The organism is Lentzea roselyniae (assembly GCF_039537795.1).
GTDB lineage: Bacteria > Actinomycetota > Actinomycetes > Mycobacteriales > Pseudonocardiaceae > Lentzea > Lentzea atacamensis.
Genome location: NZ_BAABBE010000003.1, coordinates 96926 through 115330, shown reverse-complemented (window position 1 = coordinate 115330; position 18405 = coordinate 96926). Strand labels below are relative to the sequence as shown.

General features: G+C 69.5%; 21 protein-coding genes and 1 pseudogene. 8 read left to right on the top strand and 14 right to left on the bottom strand.

The genetic code is table 11. The annotated features are described in order from the left end of the window. Nucleotides 1-19: 19 nt before the first annotated feature. Nucleotides 20-1096 carry a M24 family metallopeptidase gene (locus ABFX45_RS05935; protein WP_346128197.1) on the bottom strand — a complete coding sequence of 359 codons (1077 nt, stop codon included), beginning with the start codon at nt 1094-1096 and terminating at the stop codon, nt 20-22. Between the two features lie 35 nt (nt 1097-1131). Between ABFX45_RS05935 and ABFX45_RS05930 the strand changes: the two genes are divergently transcribed. Beyond that, nucleotides 1132-1536 (top strand): B-4DMT family transporter, encoded by a 405-nt coding sequence (locus tag ABFX45_RS05930; RefSeq protein WP_146231871.1) that lies wholly within the window; start codon nt 1132-1134, stop codon nt 1534-1536. Here ABFX45_RS05930 and ABFX45_RS05925 read toward each other — a convergent pair. Next, nucleotides 1522-1887: a VOC family protein gene (locus ABFX45_RS05925; RefSeq protein ID WP_267900120.1), complete on the bottom strand. Its 366-nt coding sequence runs from the start codon at nt 1885-1887 to the stop codon at nt 1522-1524. The two genes, ABFX45_RS05930 and ABFX45_RS05925, sit on opposite strands and share 15 nt — an antisense overlap. 89 nt (nt 1888-1976) lie before the next feature. Here ABFX45_RS05925 and ABFX45_RS05920 point away from each other — a divergent pair, with 89 nt between their 5' ends. Beyond that, entirely contained in the window at nt 1977-2951 is a 975-nt protein-coding gene (locus ABFX45_RS05920; protein WP_346128194.1) for a hypothetical protein, read from the top strand. On the opposite strand, the gene aroQ is transcribed toward ABFX45_RS05920, so the two are convergent. The 7 genes from aroQ to ABFX45_RS05885 all read right to left on the bottom strand — a co-directional run bounded on the left by aroQ (nt 2935) and on the right by ABFX45_RS05885 (nt 7523). After that, nucleotides 2935-3369 (bottom strand): type II 3-dehydroquinate dehydratase, encoded by a 435-nt coding sequence (aroQ, locus tag ABFX45_RS05915; protein ID WP_346128192.1) that lies wholly within the window; start codon nt 3367-3369, stop codon nt 2935-2937. The two genes, ABFX45_RS05920 and aroQ, sit on opposite strands and share 17 nt — an antisense overlap. Continuing rightward, nucleotides 3366-4475: a 3-dehydroquinate synthase gene (gene aroB, locus ABFX45_RS05910; protein ID WP_109641663.1), complete on the bottom strand. Its 1110-nt coding sequence runs from the start codon at nt 4473-4475 to the stop codon at nt 3366-3368. Before aroB ends, aroQ begins: the two co-directional genes overlap by 4 nt. Further along, a complete protein-coding gene (locus tag ABFX45_RS05905; protein ID WP_109641664.1) occupies nt 4472-4978 on the bottom strand; it encodes a shikimate kinase in 507 nt (168 codons plus the stop codon). The genes aroB and ABFX45_RS05905 overlap by 4 nt, the downstream gene beginning before the upstream one ends. Then, on the bottom strand, nt 4975-6174 hold the full coding sequence (aroC, locus tag ABFX45_RS05900; protein ID WP_109641762.1) for a chorismate synthase: 1200 nt from the start codon (nt 6172-6174) through the stop codon (nt 4975-4977). Before aroC ends, ABFX45_RS05905 begins: the two co-directional genes overlap by 4 nt. A gap of 13 nt (nt 6175-6187) precedes the next feature. Continuing rightward, nucleotides 6188-6640: a prepilin peptidase gene (locus ABFX45_RS05895; protein WP_109641665.1), complete on the bottom strand. Its 453-nt coding sequence runs from the start codon at nt 6638-6640 to the stop codon at nt 6188-6190. A gap of 194 nt (nt 6641-6834) precedes the next feature. After that, a complete protein-coding gene (locus tag ABFX45_RS05890; RefSeq protein WP_109641666.1) occupies nt 6835-7290 on the bottom strand; it encodes a PTS sugar transporter subunit IIA in 456 nt (151 codons plus the stop codon). Continuing rightward, entirely contained in the window at nt 7287-7523 is a 237-nt protein-coding gene (locus tag ABFX45_RS05885) for a PTS sugar transporter subunit IIB (RefSeq protein ID WP_109641667.1), read from the bottom strand. The genes ABFX45_RS05890 and ABFX45_RS05885 overlap by 4 nt, the downstream gene beginning before the upstream one ends. Nucleotides 7524-7633: 110 nt before the next feature. Between ABFX45_RS05885 and ABFX45_RS05880 the strand changes: the two genes are divergently transcribed. Genes ABFX45_RS05880 through ABFX45_RS05870 form a run of 3 tightly spaced genes read left to right on the top strand, consistent with a single transcriptional unit; the run spans nt 7634 to nt 9968 of the window. After that, nucleotides 7634-8389, top strand: a complete 756-nt coding sequence (locus ABFX45_RS05880) for a GntR family transcriptional regulator (RefSeq protein ID WP_346128187.1) — start codon at nt 7634-7636, stop codon at nt 8387-8389. Then, complete coding sequence (locus ABFX45_RS05875; protein ID WP_109641668.1) at nt 8386-9678, top strand: PTS transporter subunit EIIC; 1293 nt, start codon at nt 8386-8388, stop codon at nt 9676-9678. Before ABFX45_RS05880 ends, ABFX45_RS05875 begins: the two co-directional genes overlap by 4 nt. 23 nt (nt 9679-9701) lie before the next feature. Then, nucleotides 9702-9968 (top strand): HPr family phosphocarrier protein, encoded by a 267-nt coding sequence (locus tag ABFX45_RS05870; protein WP_170155338.1) that lies wholly within the window; start codon nt 9702-9704, stop codon nt 9966-9968. A 195-nt stretch (nt 9969-10163) separates the two neighbouring features. Here the strand turns inward: ABFX45_RS05870 and ABFX45_RS05865 are convergent. Beyond that, nucleotides 10164-10427: pseudogene (locus ABFX45_RS05865) on the bottom strand (phosphatase PAP2 family protein); the annotation flags it as partial. A gap of 330 nt (nt 10428-10757) precedes the next feature. Here ABFX45_RS05865 and ABFX45_RS05860 point away from each other — a divergent pair. From ABFX45_RS05860 to ABFX45_RS05850, 3 genes are read left to right on the top strand one after another with little or no spacing between them, the layout of a single operon-like run. Then, nucleotides 10758-11432: a response regulator transcription factor gene (locus ABFX45_RS05860; protein WP_109641767.1), complete on the top strand. Its 675-nt coding sequence runs from the start codon at nt 10758-10760 to the stop codon at nt 11430-11432. Continuing rightward, the gene (locus ABFX45_RS05855; RefSeq protein ID WP_109641670.1) at nt 11429-12775 is read left to right on the top strand and encodes a sensor histidine kinase; all 1347 of its coding nucleotides are present in this window, start codon (nt 11429-11431) and stop codon (nt 12773-12775) included. The genes ABFX45_RS05860 and ABFX45_RS05855 overlap by 4 nt, the downstream gene beginning before the upstream one ends. Then, nucleotides 12772-13161 (top strand): hypothetical protein, encoded by a 390-nt coding sequence (locus ABFX45_RS05850; protein ID WP_146231872.1) that lies wholly within the window; start codon nt 12772-12774, stop codon nt 13159-13161. The genes ABFX45_RS05855 and ABFX45_RS05850 overlap by 4 nt, the downstream gene beginning before the upstream one ends. A gap of 16 nt (nt 13162-13177) precedes the next feature. Here the strand turns inward: ABFX45_RS05850 and ABFX45_RS05845 are convergent, their stop codons facing one another. Genes ABFX45_RS05845 through alaS form a run of 4 tightly spaced genes read right to left on the bottom strand, consistent with a single transcriptional unit; the run spans nt 13178 to nt 18357 of the window. Then, nucleotides 13178-13996, bottom strand: coding sequence for a shikimate dehydrogenase (locus ABFX45_RS05845; protein ID WP_346128184.1), 819 nt, complete (start codon nt 13994-13996; stop codon nt 13178-13180). Then, nucleotides 13996-15216: an endolytic transglycosylase MltG gene (gene mltG / locus ABFX45_RS05840; RefSeq protein ID WP_346128182.1), complete on the bottom strand. Its 1221-nt coding sequence runs from the start codon at nt 15214-15216 to the stop codon at nt 13996-13998. Before mltG ends, ABFX45_RS05845 begins: the two co-directional genes overlap by 1 nt. Continuing rightward, nucleotides 15213-15701 (bottom strand): Holliday junction resolvase RuvX, encoded by a 489-nt coding sequence (ruvX, locus tag ABFX45_RS05835; RefSeq protein ID WP_109641673.1) that lies wholly within the window; start codon nt 15699-15701, stop codon nt 15213-15215. Before ruvX ends, mltG begins: the two co-directional genes overlap by 4 nt. After that, nucleotides 15688-18357 (bottom strand): alanine--tRNA ligase, encoded by a 2670-nt coding sequence (alaS, locus tag ABFX45_RS05830; protein WP_346128179.1) that lies wholly within the window; start codon nt 18355-18357, stop codon nt 15688-15690. The genes ruvX and alaS overlap by 14 nt, the downstream gene beginning before the upstream one ends. Nucleotides 18358-18405 lie beyond the last annotated feature (48 nt).

Sequence of the window (18405 nt, the reverse complement as noted above, 5' to 3'; positions counted from 1 at the left end):
CCTGTGATTGGACGGGGTGTCAGACGACCACGAGTTCCTTCGTGGTCAGGGTGAGGAGCTCCGGCCCGCTTTCGCGCACCACGAGGGTGTCCTCGATGCGGACTCCGCCCCGCCCCGACAAGTACACGCCGGGCTCGACGGTGACCGCCATACCGGCCGAAAGTGTACCGTCACCCGCCTTCGACAACGCCGGTGCCTCGTGGATCTCCAGCCCGACCCCGTGCCCCAGGCCGTGCAGGAACTCCTCGCCGTGCCCGCCCTTCTCGATCACCTCGCGCGACGCGTGGTCGACCTCACTCACCTTCACCCCGGGCTTGAGGGCGTTGCGCCCGGCCGCCTGAGACCGTGCGACCAGGTCGTACAGGTCGCGCTGCCAGTCGGCGGGCTTGCCGAGCACGAGCGTGCGGGTCATGTCGGAGTGGTAGCCGTCCACGAGCGCGCCGAAGTCGAGCTTGATGAAGTCGCCCTGGTGCAGCACCGCGTCCGTCGGCGAGTGGTGCGGCACCGCGGAGTTCGCCCCGAACGCCACGATCGAGGAGAACGACGGTCCTTCCGCGCCGTGGTCGAGCATGCGGCTCTCCAGCTCGCGCGCGATCTCGCGTTCCGTGCAGCCCGCACGCAGCCCGCCGTGCCCGATCAACGCCGCCAGCGCCCGGTCCGCCGCCGCGCACGCCATGCGCAGCGCCTCGATCTCGACCTCGTCCTTGACCAGCCGCAGCTTCTCGACCAGGCCGCCTGCCCTGGTCAGCTCCGCCTTCTCCGCCGCGCCCGTGAGCGCTTCGAGGCCGTCGACCGTGACGTGGTGGCTCTCGAACCCGAGCCTGCCCTTGGCCCGGCGCGCCAGCGCGATGTCGCACGGCCGGTCGATCAGCCGCTCGAGGTCCGGAACCTGACTCGCCGACTGCGTGAGATACCTGCCGTCGGTGCAGAACACCGACTTGTCGTCACCGCCGGCGTCGATCAGGACAGCCGCGTTCGATCCGGTGAACCCCGTGAGATAACGGACGTTCAGCAGATTCGTGACGAGCAGCCCGTCCAGGCTCGCGGCCTGGAGCTCCTGGCGCAGTGCGATGCGGCGAGCGGCGTAGGACGACATGTCTCGCAGCGTACGGCCAGTCCTAAGCTGTCCGCATGCGTCCTTGGTTCGTCCGTGCGTTGTGGATGGGGCTCCTGCACGGGGCCGTGCAGACCGGCGTGGCGGCCGTGGGCGTGCGCAGCCCGGAGGCCACGTCGGTCCGCCCCATCGCGATCGGGTTGCTGGTCGCCGCCGCCGTCATCTGGGGCGCGGTCGACCGGCTCCGCGAGCTGCCTTCGGCGGGCATGCAGTGGTTCATCGCCGCGCTGATCGCCGGGCCGTTCGCCGGTGCGCTGGGCGTGATCGGGTCGGCACTGCTGGTCGACCAGACCGGCCAGGAGGCGCTGTGGGTGGCGCTGACGGGCGGGGCGGCGTTCACGGCGTTGCTCGTGCTGGCACCGGCCGGGCTCGGGATGCTGCTGGGCGGGTTCCTCGCGCAGAAGGACTCAGCCCGCCACTAGCTCCACCTCGAAGCCGTCCTCGTTCTCCAGGAAGGCGGCGTAGTGGTCCTCGCCGCCGGCGTGCGGGTGCCTGTCGGCGAACATCAGCTGCCAGCCGTTGCGCTGGGCTTGCGCGGTGAGCCGGTCGACGTCGGCGCGGGTGCCCGCGTGCAGGGCGAGGTGGTTGAGGCCCGCTTTCATTCGATCGTGTGGACCTGTCAGGGCCGGGGACTGCTCGACCACGACGTAGGTGCGGTCGAGTTTCCAGCTGACGCCCGCGTTCCAGCGCTGGTGCTCGGTCCAGCCGAGTTCGGTGAACAACCACCCGAAGGTGGCTTCGGCGCGAGCGAGGTCCGGAACCCACAATTCCACGTGGTGCAGCAACGATCTCTCTTCCGTGTCAACGAATTGGCTAGAAATTTGTGCGGCCGAACGGGTGACTTCTTCCCTAGCATCCCGCCATGCGCAACGAGTTCACCGGTCGGGCACGCACCAGCTTTCAGTTCGGGAACGTGGAGGGCGACGTCATCGTGGGTCGCGGTTCCAAGCCGGACCGCGGTGCACGGTCGAAGCCGCCGGCGAAAAAGCAAAAGGCGACTCCTGGCCAGTTCCTGGCGGGCATTCTGGCCTTCTTCGTCCTCGGTGCCATCGCCAACGCGTGCGACGCAGGCGCAAAGGACACCGACTTTCCCGCCACCGACCAAGGTTCCCGACCGAGTGAAGTCAGCGACGACGCGGTCGCCCAGGTGGTCGCGAACAAGCTCCAGCAGTGCACGACCGAGGTCGTGCTCGCCCCTGCGAACTGTCCCCAGACCCACGCCGCGGTCTCTGCACGCAACGTCCGCTGGGAACTCGTCGGCGACCCCCGCGACGGGATGCAGGTCAGATGGCAGGACGGCAAGTTCGTCGCGCGTGGCACTGCCGTGATGACCGTCAGCTACGACTCGTACTCGGGTCCGGACTTCGCGATCAAGGGCTTCCACTTCCTGACCGACCTGCCGTGGCGCGGCGCGGACACCCGGATCGACATGATCCACCAACCGAAGACTGCTCCTGCGGCGGGGACCATCTCCAAGGACCGGTTCACGCTCCCTGACGGCGACCTCATCAAGGCCGTGCGCGACGGGTTTGCCGCTTGCGCGTCCGCGACCGGTTCGCCACTGCCCCCGACCTGCCCGCGCACAGCCACCACACCATCGGCAACGAACGCGTCGTGGTCGGTCGAGGGTGACCCGGTCGCCAACTGGACGACCGCCGGCGACAAGGAGTTCGGCCTGCTGCGCCTGACCGCCAGCTACTCACTCGTGGCCAGCTGGAAGTACACGTTCTTCGTGGAAGGAGTGTCGACGCACACCCAGGCCGGGACCTATGAAGCCACGCTCATCCGGACACCGAACAAGACCGCGCGTCTGCTGGCGATCAAACACGTCCCTTGAGCGACAGCCAGCGCAGCGCGAGCAGGTAACCCTCCACGCCCAGCCCCACGATCACACCGTTCGCAACCGCCGAGATGACGCTGTGGTGCCGGAACTCCTCGCGCTGGTGGATGTTCGAGATGTGCACCTCGACCAGCGGCGCGGTGAGCTGCGAGCACGCGTCGCGCAGGGCGATCGAGTAGTGCGTCCACGCGGCGCCGTTCAGCACGACCGGGATCGAGGCGTCGGCGGCCTCGTGCAGCCACGCGACCATCTCGCCCTCGTGGGCGGTCTGGCGGACCTCGACCTCGAAGCCGAGCTCCTTGCCCTCCGCCACGCACATCTCGACGAGGTCGGCGTGGGTGGTGCTGCCGTAGATGAGCGGCTCGCGGGTGCCGAGGCGGTTCAGGTTCGGGCCGTTGAGGACGAGGACCTTCACAGCAGCACCTTTCCGGAACCGGACGTCGGCTCGGCGGCGACGGCCGAGTAGGCGGCGGCGATCAGGGCCGGGTCCGGGCCCTCCAGGCGGCCGGGCTTGGCGAGACCGTCGAGGACGACGAAGCGGAGCACGCCCGCCTTGTTCTTCTTGTCGACCTTCATGCCCTCCATCAGCTGCGGGAGGGCGTCCGGGTCGTAGGACGTCGGCAAGCCCAGGAGCTGCAGAACGGACTTGTGGCGGTCGGCGGTCTCGTCGTCCAGGCGGCCGGCGAGGCGGGCCAGTTCGGCGGCGAAGACCAGGCCCACGCTGATGGCGGCGCCGTGGCGCCAGCGGTAGCGCTCGCGGCGTTCGATGGCGTGGCCGAGGGTGTGGCCGTAGTTGAGGATCTCGCGCAACGACGACTCGCGGAGGTCGCTGGTGACGACGTCGGCCTTGATCTGGATCTTGCGGCGGACCAGTTCGGCCAGCACCTCACCCGTGGGGTCCAGGGCTGCCTGAGGATCCGCCTCGATCAGGTCGAGGATCACCGGGTCGGCGATGAAGCCGCCCTTCACGATCTCGGCCATGCCGGCGACGAGCTCGTTGCGCGGCAGGGTTTCCAGGGTCGCCAGGTCGACGAAGATGGCGTCCGGCTCGTAGAACGTGCCGACGAGGTTCTTGCCCGCGTCGGTGTTGATGCCGGTCTTGCCGCCGACCGCCGCGTCGACCATGCCGAGCAACGTGGTCGGGATGTTCACCAGGCGCACGCCGCGCATCCACGTGGAGGCGACGAAGCCCGCGAGGTCGGTCACCGCGCCGCCGCCGAGGCCGACGACGACGTCGGTGCGGGACAGGCCGATCTTGCCCAGCACGTCCCAGCAGAAGCCGGCGACGGCGAGGTCCTTGCCGTCCTCGGCGTCGGGGATCTCGACGCGGTGCGCGTCGGCGCCCGCGGCCTTGAGCTCGTCGACCAGCACCTCGGCCGTGGCGGCGAGGGTCGGCTGGTGGACGATCGCGATCTTGGCGGTGCCCTTCAGGAAGTCCACGATGTCGCCGAGCAGGCCTCGGCCGATCACGACGTCGTAGGGCTTCTCCGCGGCGACCCGGATGCGGACGGGCTCGGTCATTCGCTGGCTCCCTTGATCACCGCTTCGGCCACCTGCTCCGGGTCGAGGGCGTCTGTCAGCACCTCGATCGTCGCGACCTCGCGGTACAGCGGCAGGCGTGCGTCGAGCAGCGCCTTGAACGTGGCGCGCGGGTTCACCCCGGACAGCAGCGGCCGCGCGGACGACAACCCGGTGCGGCGCACTCCCTCGGCCATGCCGACGTTGAGGAACACGACCGTGTGGTTCTTCAGCCGCTCGCGGGTCACCGCGGACAGCACGGCTCCCCCGCCGAGCGCGAGCACGCCGTCGTGTTCCTCGAGCGCCTTGGCGACCGCTTCTTCTTCCATGGCACGGAAAACAGGCTCACCGTCGCCGGTGAAGATGTCCGCGATCGGCTTGCCCGCGGTCTCGACGATGTCCGCGTCGACGTCGCGGAAGGCGAGGTTCAGCTGCTTGGCCAGCAGTTCGCTGACCGTCGTCTTGCCGGCCCCAGGAGGCCCGACGACGACGAACTTCGGGCTCACAGGCCCTCCCAGCGGGCTTCCAGCGCCTTCAGGTACGCGTGGGCGTTGCGGCGCGTCTCGTCCAGCGAGTCGCCGCCGAACTTCTCCAGCGCGGCCTCGGCGAGCACCAGCGCCACGACGGACTCCAGCACGACACCGGCACGCGGCACGGCGCAGACGTCCGAACGCTGGTGGATGGCGACGGCGGGCTCACCGGTGCGGACGTCCACAGTGGACAGTGCACGTGGGACGGTCGAGATGGGCTTCATCGCAACGCGCGCACGGAGGATCTCGCCGTTGGTGATGCCGCCTTCGAGGCCACCCGCGCGGTTCGAGCGACGCGTCACGCCGACCGGGCCGCTGCCGCGGTCGATCTCGTCGTGCGCCTGCGAACCCCAGCGCCGGGCGGAGGTGAACCCGTCGCCGATCTCCACGCCCTTCATCGCCTGCACACCCATCAGGGCGGCGGCCAGGCGCGCGTCGAGGCGGCGGTCCCAGTGCACGTGCGAGCCGAGGCCCGGCGGCAACCCGTACGCGAGCACCTCGATCACGCCGCCGACGGTGTCACCGGCCTCCTTCACGGCCTCGACCTCGGCGACCATGGCCTCGGTGCCGCGCGCGTCGAAGCAGCGCACCGGCGACTCGTCGATGGCGGGCAGGTCGTCCGGCGTGGGCAGCGCGCTGTCCTCCGGCGTCTGCGCCTTGCCGATGGACACCACGTGGCTCAGGATCTGCACGCCCAGCAGCTGCTGCAGGAACTGCCGCGCCACCGTGCCCAGCGCGGTGCGAGCCGCGGTCTCCCGGGCGCTGGCGCGTTCGAGCACGGGTCGCGCCTCGTCGAAGCCGAACTTCTGCATGCCCGGCAGGTCGGCGTGACCGGGCCGGGGCCGCGTGAGGGCCTCGTTGCGGCCGGTCGGCTTGAGCAGGCTCGGGTCGACGGGGTCCGCGGACATCACGGTCTGCCACTTCGGCCACTCGGAGTTGCCGATGGTGACCGCGATCGGGCCGCCCTGGGTCTTGCCGTGACGCACGCCGCCGAGGATCTCGACCTCGTCCTGCTCGAAGCCCATCCGGGGCGAGCGACCGAAACCGAGCCTGCGACGCCCCAGCTGGGTGACGAGGTCCTCGGTGGTCACCTCGACACCGGCGGGCATGCCCTCGAGGACGGCGACGAGAGCGGGGCCGTGTGATTCTCCAGCGGTGATCCAGCGCAGCACGTTCACAATCCTTTCACAGCGTCGTCAACGCCCAGGTGGCGGCCAGCAAGCCCGGCCCGTGCGGCACTCTCCTGCTGCGCCTGATGCCCGCGAGCACGAGGGTGACCGCGCTGGACAGCATCGCCGCAGGTAGGAGCAACGGCAGTCCGAGCGGTGCGCCCAGGCCGAACGCGAGCTTCACGTCTCCGCCGCCCATGAGGGCAGGCTTCAGGCGCCGGACCGCGAGATGAGCGCCACCGAAGATCACCGCTGCGAGCGCCGCGGCTCCCAGTCTGTGGGACTCCAGGAGCAGCAGCGCGGCGGCCAGCGGGAGGGTCAGCGCGTCCGGCAACCGGTGGTGCCGCAGGTCGACCATCGCGAGGACGATGCCGAACCAGGCGAGCAGGTACGACGACGGCGGCGCGTCCAGCGCGTCCGCGACCGTCCACAGCGAACTCAGCAGAGACGCGAGCAGGACCGTGGTCATGGCACCACGGTCCTGCCGGGTACGACTCGGGCACAAATCGCGACCGGTCGTGAACGGTCCGTTCACGCACGGCCCCACCGTGCCCTGTTACGGGCTGGGAAAACGCCCGAAGCGGTGGTGCCGCAGGCCTGCGCAGGGGTACCCCCGGCCTGGGATCCCCTCGCAACCCAACTTGGCCGGCACCACCGGCAAGATCAGCGAGACCAGTCGAACAGGGCGTCGTTCGCCGCCACGTCCACGTCCACGGCGACGTCGGCCAGCACGTCGGCGGAGGCGTCCAGCGCGATCACCGGGCAGATCGGGGCGAACCCCGCGGCCTCGACCTCGGCCGGGTCCCAGGTCACGATCCGCTGGCCCGCCCGCACCTCCTCGCCCTTGACCACGTGCAGCTCGAAGCCCTCACCCTTGCGCTTCACGGTGTCGATGCCGAGGTGGACCAGCACGGCGGCGCCGTCGCCGGTCGCGACCACGAACGCGTGCGGGTGCAGCGTCACCACGGTGCCGTCGACGGGAGAGACCACGTCGGCCTTCACGCGCTCGGGCTCGACGGCCACGCCGGGGCCGACCATCGCCTGCGAGAAGACCGGGTCCGGCACCGCGGAGAGCGCGACCGCGCGGCCGGTCACGGGGCTGCCGACGCGGAGGCTCACAGGAGGTCCTCGATGTCGGACGCGATCGTGTCCGCCTCGGGGCCGACGACGACCTGAACGACGTTGCCGGAGCGCATGACCCCGTGTGCTCCCAACGCCTTCAGGGCCTTCTCGTCCACCACGGAACCGTCCTCGAGCTCACACCGCAGGCGGGTGATGCACGGTTCGATCTCGACGATGTTGGACGCGCCGCCCAGCGCGTCGATGATCTTCTGCGCCTTGTCGTCAGCCACGTTCGTACCTCTCGTTCCCGTAACAGCGGTTGACACCCGCTCAGTGCGCGGAGCATTCTCCCGCACCAACTGGTCTAGACCGGAAAGTACCACTGCGAGGAGGTGAGCGAGTGCACGAGATCGTGGACGGGCCCAAGCCCAAGCACGCACAACTGCGCGAGATCCTGCGTCGCCTCGCCGAGCACGACCTCGCCCCCGGCTCGCCCATTCCGTCCGAACGCGACCTCGCCGAGCGGTACGGAGTGTCCCGCATCACAGTGCGGGCGGCAGTAGGCCAACTGGTCGCAGAAGGCCTGCTCACGCGGGCCAAGGGGCGCGGCACGTTCACCGCGCGGCGCCGCTACGACCTGCAGTTGTTCCTGGCCTCGTTCACCTCGGACATGAAGGCGCGCGGGCTCGAGCCCAGCACCGAGGTGATCAGCTGCGGGCAGGCGGTTCCCGGTTCGAAGGCCTCGCTGGGGCTGGACGACGACGAGTACGCCTATCGCGTCGTGCGGCTGCGCAAGGCCGACGGGGCACCGTTGGCCGTCGAGGCCGGCTGGTACAGCCCGCACCTGCTGCCCGAACTCGACCGGTGCGACCTGACCGGGTCGCTCTACGAGCTCTTCGCGGCGACGTACGGGGTCCAGCTCGACCACGCGAGGCAGACCGTGTGGGCAGAGACCGCCGACGCCGACACGGCCAAGGCGCTCGACGTCCGCAAGGGCAGCCCGCTGCTCGTGTTCAGAAGGGTCGCCAGCTCACAGGGGCGGCCGTGCGAAGACGTTACTTCCTGGTACCGGGGCGATCTCTACCAGGTGACCATGCAACTGGACCGGACCGTCCCGGGGACCGGACCGAACTCCGCCAAGGGAGGTACCCGATGAGCGCCAACACCGCAGATGTGGGCGGTCGTCAGATCAAGGGCCTCGCCACGTTGCAGCGCTTCGGTCGCAGCCTCATGCTGCCGATCGCCGTGCTGCCCGCGGCAGGTCTCCTGCTCCGCTTCGGTCAAGACGACATGCTGGGCAAGGACGGTCTCGGCTGGAACGCCGTCGCCGCGGTGATCGGCGCGGCGGGCGACGCGCTGTTCAGCAACCTCGCCCTGCTGTTCGCGGTCGGCATCGCCGTCGGGTTCGCCCGGCGCGGTGACGGTTCCACGGCCCTGGCCGCCGTGGTCGGCTACGTGACGCTGACCAGCGTCTTCAAGGCCATGTCTCCGCTGGTCCTCGACCAGCCGACAGACCCTGCCGCGAAGCCCGAGTTGATCGACTACCGAGTGCTCGGCGGTATCGTCGTCGGGCTCCTGACCGCCCTGCTGTGGCAGAAGTACCACCGCATCAAGCTGCCTCCGTACCTGGCGTTCTTCGGTGGCCGGCGGTTCGTGCCGATCATCGTCGCGGGCGTCATGGTGCTCGTCGGCGTGGTGCTCGGTCTGGTGTACCCGTGGTTCGACGCGGGCATCACCGCCCTGGGCAACTGGGTCACCGGCAGCACGATCATCGGTGCCGGCCTCTACGGCATGATCAACCGTCTGCTCATCCCGCTCGGTCTGCACCACATCATCAACAACGTCGTGTGGTTCCAGTTCGGCGAGTACAACGAGAAGACCGGTGACATCCCGCGCTTCTTCGCGGGCGACCCGAGCGCCGGCACGTTCCAGACCGGCTTCTTCCCGATCCTGATGTTCGCGCTGCCCGCCGCCGCACTGGCGATCGTGCACACCGCGCGGCCCAGCCAGAAGAAGATCATCGCCGGCATCATGGGCTCCGCCGCGCTCACCGCGTTCATCACCGGTGTGACGGAGCCGCTCGAGTTCGCGTTCATGTTCGTCGCGTGGCCGCTGTACCTGATCCACGCGGTCCTGACCGGCACCTCGCTGGCGATCTCGAACGCACTCGGCATCCACGACGGCTTCTCGTTCTCGGCCGGTGCGATCGACTTCATCCTGAACTGGAACATCGCCACCAAGCCGTGGCTGCTGATCATCCTCGGCCTCATCTACGCGGCGATCTACTACTTCCTGTTCCGCTGGGTCATCACCAAGTGGAACCTGAAGACGCCGGGCCGCGAGGACGACGAGTCGCCGGAAGCCGACGAGAGTGTCGTGGGCAGCGCACGGGACGAGGCGAGCACCACGAAGACCGACGTCCGCGACCCGAAGACCGACAAGTAGCAGCTCTACCGGGAGGAACCATCATGGCCGAGCGACGGGTCACCGTGGCCAGCAAGGTCGGACTGCACGCCCGACCTGCCGCACTGCTGGCGAAGGCCGCCGCCGACCAGCCGGTGACGGTCACCATCCGCAAGGACGGCGGCGAAGCCGTGGACGCGGCGAGTGTGCTGGGTCTGATGACCCTCGGCGCCATGCACGGTGACGAGGTGGTGCTCAGCGCCGACGGGGACGGAGCGGACGCCGCTCTGGACGCCATCGCCGAACTGATCGCCACCGACCACGACGAGTGAGTCGGGTGAGTGGTTCCGGTCGCCCCGACGGCCGGAACCACTCACCGCCCACCCGAAGTGCAGGACGACACCCGCGGTCACGACGCCGGCCAAGGTCGACGGCGTGGCCTGCGGGTACGTCACCATGAGCCACACCCCGCCCGCCGCGATCGCGGGCGGCACGACCAGCCCCGCGGTCCACTTGCGCAGCACCAGGAACGCGAGCGTCGAGACCAGCAGCGCCGCGCCGAGCGTGTCGCTGAACCGGTGCCAGCCGAGCGACACCGTCTCCGCCGCGACCGCACCCGCCCCGAGCGCACCGGGCACCGCGACCAAAAGGGCAAACCGCTTCGGCACCGCCATGGTCACCGCGATCACCGACCCCACCGCCGCGGTCGTGTGCCCACTGGGAAAGCTGTTGTGCACCAGCACCGCGTCCTCGTCGAGCGCGGGCCGCACCAGCACGTAGAGCTTCAGCATCTGCGCGAGCAACACGGACCCGCCGAGCACCAGCAACGGCGGAAACGCCTTCTTGCGCGCTATGAGGATCACGAGGACCGCGGCGACGATGATCACCATGTCCACGTCGGACGCCCAGGAGCGCTGCAGCGACAGCTCTGGCAACGCGGCGTTCTCCGCCTTCTGCCCGAACGACGTCCACACCAGCGCGAAGTACGTGAAGAGGAATCCCACCAAGCTTCCGGCCATGCGATCGAGACTCCGCGAGCCGGTCTACGGGAACGTCCACGCCATGTCATGGTTCCGCTACAGAAACGGCGCAGGTGCCGTTACCTGCCGATAATGGATCTCGTGGCGATGGTCTTGCTGGTCGAGGACGACCCGTCTGTGCGTGAAGGACTCGGTTTGGCGCTGCGCCGCCAGGGCCACGACGTCCGGGCGGCCGGAACAGGAGAGGAAGGCGTCGAGCGACTGCGCGAGTCGCGTCCCGACATCGTCGTTCTCGACATCATGCTGCCGGGCATCGACGGCTTCGAGACGTGCCGCCGCATGCGCATGCAGGCCGAGGTGCCCATCATCATGCTCACCGCGCGCGGCGACGACTTCGACGTGGTCGCAGGCCTGGAGGCGGGCGCCGACGACTACGTGGTGAAACCCGTCGAGCCACGCGTCCTGGAGGCGCGGATCCGCGCCGTGCTGCGGCGGACGGTGTCCGAACCGTCCAACGTGGAGCGTCACGGCTCGCTGATGATCGACCGCGCCGGCCTGCAGGTGCTGAAGAACGACGTGAAGGTCTCACTGACGCCCACCGAGCTGAAGCTGCTGCTGGAGCTGTCCAGGACACCGGGCCGTGTGCTGACCCGCCAGCAGATCCTGGAGGCGGTCTGGGAGCACGACTACCTGGGCGACTCCCGGCTGGTCGACGCGTGCGTCCAGCGGTTGCGCGCCAAGATCGAGGACGTGCCGTCCGAACCCCGTTACGTCCACACCGTACGAGGCTTCGGCTACCGCTTCGGCCCGCGATGAGGTCGCTGTTCCGCGGGCTCCGGCCCCGGCTGATGGCCGCTTTCCTGCTGCTGACCCTGCTCGGCGCGGTGGCGGCGACGGGCGCCTCGTACGCGACCGCCCGCAACCTCCTGCTGGAGGACGCCCAGAACGGCTTCATGAACCCGCTGGTGGAGCAGGTCCGCAACTACGCGCCCCGCCTGACCGTTCCTCCCACCCAGCAGGACCTCGACGAGTTCCAGTCCTTCCTGCGCAGCCCTGCGGTGGTGGTCTTCGAGGGGCTGCGTTCCCGCAACGGCCCTGACCTCGGCGCCGTGTCCGCCGAGATGCGCGAGGCGTTGAAGTCGAGCAGGACGGTCATCTGGCAGCGCCGCACCGACTCCGCCGAGCCCTACGTGGTCATCGGCATCCCGCTGCTGCGCCCCGACGGCACCTCCACAGGCGTCGAGGTGTGGGCGTGGACGTCGCTGGGCGGCCCTCAGCGCGCCATCGACAGCTTCGCCACCGCCGCCTGGGTCGGCGTCAGCCTGGTGCTCCCCCTGGCCCTCGGCCTGGCCCTCTTCACCGCCCGTGGCGTCCTGCGACCGGTTCGCCGGCTGGGCGCAGCGGCCCGCGCCCTCGGTTCCGGCCGCCTGGACACCCGCGTCGAGGAACGGGGCTCCGACGAGCTCGCCGACCTGGCCCGCACGTTCAACAGCGCCGCCGAGCAGCTCGAGGCCTCCCAGGCGGCTTCGCGGCGTTTCGTGGCGGACGTGTCCCACGAGCTCCGCACACCTCTGACCGCGATGAACGCCGTGACCGCCGTGCTGGACGAGGACGCCGCTTCCCTCCCGGAGGACACCGCCGTGGCGGCCCGCCTGGTGTCCGCCGAGACCCGCAAGCTCACCCGCCTGGTCAACGACCTGATGGAGATCTCGCGCTTCGACGAGGGCGGCAACCTCCTGGAGCTGGACGAGTGGGACATCGGCACCGCTGTCCGCGACTCGCTGGCCGCACGCGGCTGGACCTCGTCCGTCGAGGCGTCGCTCCCCGACGGCATCACGGGGCGGGTGGACCGCCGCCGCCTGGACGTGATCGTCGCCAACCTCGTCGGCAACGCCCTGAAACACGGCGGCGCCCCGGTGCGGGTGGCCGTGCGCCCCGGCGTGATCGAGGTGTCCGACCAGGGCCCCGGCATCCCCGAGGACGCCCTCCCCCACATCTTCGACCGTTTCTACAAGGCAGACACGGCCCGCTCCCGTTCCGAGGGCAGCGGACTGGGATTGGCGATCGCATGGGAGAACGCACGTCTGCACGGCGGCACCATCGAAGCGGCCAACGCGCCCTCGGGCGGCGCGGTCTTCACCTTGCGCTTGCCCTGGTGACCCTGGCCGGCTGCGGTGTGCGCCCCACTCCGGTGCTGACCGGCGCGGAGGCCCCCACGATCTCCTCGCACGAGCTGACCGTCTACCTGTTGACGCCGAAGCACGACGACCTGGTGCGCCGGACCCGCACCTACTCCGGCACCGTGGACACCGCGACCGCGATCAACCTCCTGGTGGCCGGGCCGACCGAGGAGGAGAAGAAGCTCGGCCTGTCCACCGAGGTCCCTTCGACGTCCTCGCGGGTGTACGCGGTGTCGAACGTGATCGTGCTGCCGGAGGACCTGGGCCCGTTGTCGAAGATGGCGCAGTTGCAGCTGTACTGCACGGCGATCGCGAGCCGGGCGAAGGTGGAGGGTGTGCCGCAGCCGGGCTTCTCCTGCCCTTAGCGGAGCGAGCACGCGGTTACGAGCGCGTCGCGAGCTCCGCGTCCAGCGCCGACCGCATGACCTCCCGCGGCGCGGGCAACCCGGTGAACTGCTCGACCTGACCGAAAGCCTGGTGCAGCAACATGTCCAGCCCGGTGGCCAGCCGCGTCCCGGCCTCCTCCACCGCCACGGCGACCGGCGTGGGCCACGGGTGGTAGATCACGTCCAGCACGTGGGGCGCCCGCGCGATCGCGGACGCCAACGGCACGGTCGCGTCAGCAGGGACCGTGGACACGAGGACGTCCGACGCGGCGGCCAGCTCACCGAGGTCCACAGAGGACAAAGCCAGCACCTCGACGGAAACCCCGACCCGCCCAGCCGTGGCAACAGCCTCGGCGGCACGCGAAGGGTCCCGCACCACGAGGGAGACCGAGGAGATCCCCAGGGCGGCGAACCCGGCCAGCACGGCCGTGGCCGTGCCACCCGCTCCGATCACCACGCCACGTGAGCCGCCGGAGAAACCCTTCTCCCGCAACGCTCCCACCACACCGTCCACATCGGTGCAGTCGGCGTGCCATCCGGAGTCTGTGCGCACCAGCGTGTTCGCCGCACCGACCGCCGTGGCCCGCGCGGTCACCGACGAAGCGACGGCCAGCGCCGCTCGTTTCGTCGGCATGGTGCACGAAAGCCCTGCCCACTCCGGGCCCAACGAAGCGACCAGAGAGGCGACGCCGGCCTCCGCGCACTCCAGCCGCGTGTACTCCCAGTCGAGCCCGAGCGCGGCGTACGCGGCGTTGTGCAGCACGGGAGACAGGGAGTGCTCGATCGGCGAACCGATCACCGCCGCCTTGCGCACTAGTAGACGCCCTCGTTCCTGGACTTCTCGTCGATCACCTTGTGCTCGTCGTAGGTGTTGGAGAAGCACGACGTGCCGTCTTTCTGGCACTTCACGAAGTACATGATGCTGCCGCCCTCCGGCTTGATCGCGGCCGCGATCGCCTGCTGTGAGGGCGAGCCGATCGGGGTCGGCGTCAGGCCGGGAGACTTGTACGTGTTGTACGGGCTCTGGCTGGCGCGGTTCGCGTCCGACGTGCGGATGTGCGGCTGGTCCAGCAGGTAGTTCACCGTCGAGTCGAACTGCAGCGCCATCGGCTCCTTCAGGCGGTTGTAGATCACCTGGGAGACCTTGGCGAAGTCCTTCTCGATGGCTTCCTTCTCGATCAGCGACGCCATGATCAGGATCTCGTACGGGCGGAAGCCCGTGTTCACGGTGCCACCGGGGATGCCCGCGCCCTGCAGCTTCTGGGCAGAGGAGACGATGACGCCGCGGATCAGCTCGACCGCCGACCCGCCCGGCTTGACCTGGTAGACGCCGCGCATGATCAGGCCTTCGAGGCGGTACCGGGGTTCGGCCTTCTTCACGTCGGCCAGTGCCCACTCCGGCACGCCGAGCGCGACCGGGTCGGTCTGCTCCGCGGCGGCGCGGATCTCGTCGACGGTCAGGCACTTCTTCTGGCCGTCCTTCTCCGTGCAGCTCGCGTCGGCGAGCAGGGAGTAGACGCCCTTGACGACCTTGTCGCCCACCTTGATGTCGGTGAGCTTGGTCCCGCCGATGATCTGGACGGCGGGCACCCTGGTCTTCGGGTCGACCATGCGGGCCACGGCCTGCTGGCCCGACATCTTCGTCTTCATCAGGTAGAAGCCGGGCTGGATCGACGTCACACGGGTGTCCTTCTTGCCCGCCTCGGTGAAGGCGCGGCCCGAGGCCACCACACCGTTGTCGTACAGGCTCGACGCGATCTGGCTGACGACCTCGCCGTCCTTGACCTCGACGATGACGTCGGCCTCGCCGCTGCCCGTGTAGTCGTCGTAGGAGCCGATGCCGCGCAGCTCCTTGTAGCCGTAGTAGGCACCGCCCATGCCGACGGCGAGGATGAGCGCCACGACGAGCCACAGGATCGTCTTCTTGCGCTTCTTCGCCTTGGTGCGGGCGCTGTTGTCCCGTCCGCGCTCACGCTTGAGCGGGCGCCGTTCGTCCACGTCGGGGTCGGTGAACAACCCGAGATCGTCGCTCACACCTCGTCCTTTCGGGCGGTCGCAGTGCGTGCCCGTGCGTCCAGCCAAGACTGCAGGATCTCGACAGCGGCAGCCTGGTCGACCACGGCACGCTGCTTCTTGCCCTTCACACCGCGCTGTGCCAGCACCCGGCTCACCACGACCGTCGTCAGCCGCTCGTCGCTCAGCCGGACCGGCACAGGAGCGACGCGTCCGGCCAAGGCGGCAGCGTACGCGGTCGCTGCCTGGGCAGCCGGGCCGTGCCGCCCCGCCAGTGTCCTGGGCAGGCCGACCACGACCTCGACCACGTCATGCTCGGCCACGAGACGTACGAGCTCGGTGAGGTCCGAGCCGCGCTTCTCGTCACGCTGCAGGGTAACCAGCGGAGTCGCCAGAAACGCCGACGGATCGCTGAGTGATACACCCACGCGGACCGATCCGACGTCGACGCCGAGCCTCCGTCCGAGGCCCGGGTCGTCGACACCAGGAACGTCAGCGCTGTTCAAGCACCTTGTCCAGTTCGTTCGTGAGAGCCGTGATGGCGTCCTGCACGCCGGCGGGGTTCGTGCCGCCGCCCTGGGCCAGGTCCGGCTTGCCGCCACCGCGGGCGGCGATGGCCGGGCCGAACACCGGGACCAGCTTGCCGGCGGCCAGGCCCAGGTCACGGGCGGCGGCCGTCGTGGCGACCACGAAGCTCACCTTGTCGCCGTCGACCGAGAACAGGGCCACCACACCGGGCTTGTTGCCCAGGCGGTTGCGGACCTCGCCACCGAGGGTGCGCAGGTCGTTGCCCGACACTCCCTCCAGGCCGAGGGCCACCAGCGACAGGCCGCGCACGTCGAGGGCCTTGTCGGCGAGCGACCCGGCGTTGCCGAGCAGCTGGGCGGCGCGAACCTTCTCCAGCTCCTTCTCGGCGGCCTTCAGGCGCTCGACCAGCGACTCGATCCGCTCGGGCAGGCCGTCGGAGCCGACCTTCAGCATGTCGGAGAGGTTCTGCACGATGGCGCGTTCCTTGGCCAGGAACCGCATGGCCTCGATGCCGACGTAGGCCTCGAGACGACGCACGCCGGAACCGACCGAGGATTCACCCAGCAGGGTGATCGGACCGATCTGCGACGAGTGCTCGACGTGCGTGCCACCGCACAGCTCGCGCGACCACGGGCCACCGATCTCGATGACGCGCACGGTCTCGTCGTAGGTCTCGCCGAACAGGGCGACGGCACCCATCTCCTGGGCACCGGCCATGTCGGTGTAGACGATGCTGACCGGCAGGTCCTTGCGCACGGCGAGGTTCGAGACCTCTTCGATCTCGCTGCGGGCCTCGTTCGACAGACCACCGGTCCAGGCGAAGTCGAGCCGCAGGTAACCGGGCTTGTTGTACGAACCGCTCTGCAGGGCCGACGGGCCGAGCACCTGGCGCAGGGCGGCGTGCACGACGTGCGTGCCCGAGTGGCCCTGGCGGGCACCGATGCGCCACTCCGGGTCGACGCGGGCCTCGACGTGCTCGCCCTCGCTGATCTCGCCGTTCACGACGCGCACCTGGTGCACCCACAGCTTGCGGGCGACCTTCTGCACGTCGAGCACCTCGAGCTCGGCGCTGCCCGTCACGATCGTGCCGGCGTCGGACTCCTGGCCACCGGACTCGGCGTAGAGGGGCGTGCGGTCGAGGACGACCTCGACGATGTCGCCCTCCTTGGCCGACTTGATCCGCTGACCGTTCAGCACGATGCCGCGCAACGTGGCCTCGGAGGCGAGCTCGGTGTAGCCGGTGAACTCGGTCGGGCCCTGCTCGAGCAGCTCGCGGTACACGGTCTGGTCGCCGTGGCCGGTCTTCTTGCCGGCGGCGTCGGCCTTGGCGCGGGCGCGCTGCTCGGCCATCAGCTTGCGGAAGCCGTCCTCGTCCACCGACAGACCGGCCTCGGAGGCCATCTCCAGCGTGAGGTCGATCGGGAAGCCGTAGGTGTCGTGCAGCTGGAAGGCGCGGTCACCGGGAAGCGTGGCGCGGCCGTCGGCCTTCACCTCGGCGGCGGCGTTCTCGAAGATCCGCGAACCGGCGTCGAGCGTGCGCAGGAACGCGTCCTCCTCGGCCTTCAGCACCTGCTGGATGCGGGCGAACCCGCTGACCAGCTCGGGGTAGGCCGGGCCCATGGCGTCGCGGACGACCTCGGCGAACTGCACCAGCACCGGCTCGGTCACGCCCAGCAGGCGGGCGGAGCGGACGATGCGGCGCAGCAGGCGGCGCAGCACGTAGCCGCGGGCCTCGTTGCCGGGGGTGACACCGTCGCCGACCAGCATGACGCCGGAACGAGCGTGGTCGGCGATCACGCGAAAACGGACGTCGTCCTTCTCGTCGGCACCGTACTTGCGGCCGGACAGCTCCTCGGCCTTGTTGATGACGGCACGGACCAGGTCGGTCTCGTAGACGTTGTCGACGCCCTGCAGCAGGTAGGCGACGCGCTCGACGCCCATGCCGGTGTCGATGTTCTTGGCGGGCAGGGACCCGATCGGCTTGTGGCCCTCCTTGGGGCTCAGCTCGCCGCGGACGTCCTGCATGAAGACCAGGTTCCAGATCTCCAGGTAGCGGTCCTCGTCGACGACCGGGCCGCCCTCCTTGCCGTACTCGGGGCCGCGGTCGAAGTAGATCTCCGAGCAGGGGCCACCGGGACCGGGCACGCCCATGTCCCAGTAGTTGTCCTTGCCGTCACGGCGCTGGATGCGGTCGGTCGGCAGCCCGGCGACCTTCTGCCACAGCTCGATGGCCTCGTCGTCGTCCTGGTAGACGGTGACCCAGATGCGCTCGGGGTCGAAGCCGTAGCCGCCGGCGTCCTGCGAGCCGGTGACCAGCTCCCAGGCGAGCCTGATGGCGTCTTCCTTGAAGTAGTCGCCGATCGAGAAGTTGCCGGCCATCTGGAAGAACGTGAGGTGGCGCGTGGTCTTGCCGACCTCGTCGATGTCCGGCGTGCGCACGCACTTCTGGATGCTCGTCATCCGCACGGCGGGCGGCGGGGCCTCGCCGAGGAAGTACGGCTTGAACGGCACCATGCCGGCGTTGACGAACAACAGGTTCGGGTCGTCGAGCAGCAGCGAGGAGGACGGGATGTACTTGTGCCCGTTGCGCTCGAAGTGCTCGCGGAAACGCTTGATGATCTCGTGGGTCTGCACGGGAAGTCCTTGTTTGTTGCTGGGGTTGTCAGGGGATGCCCCGAAAGG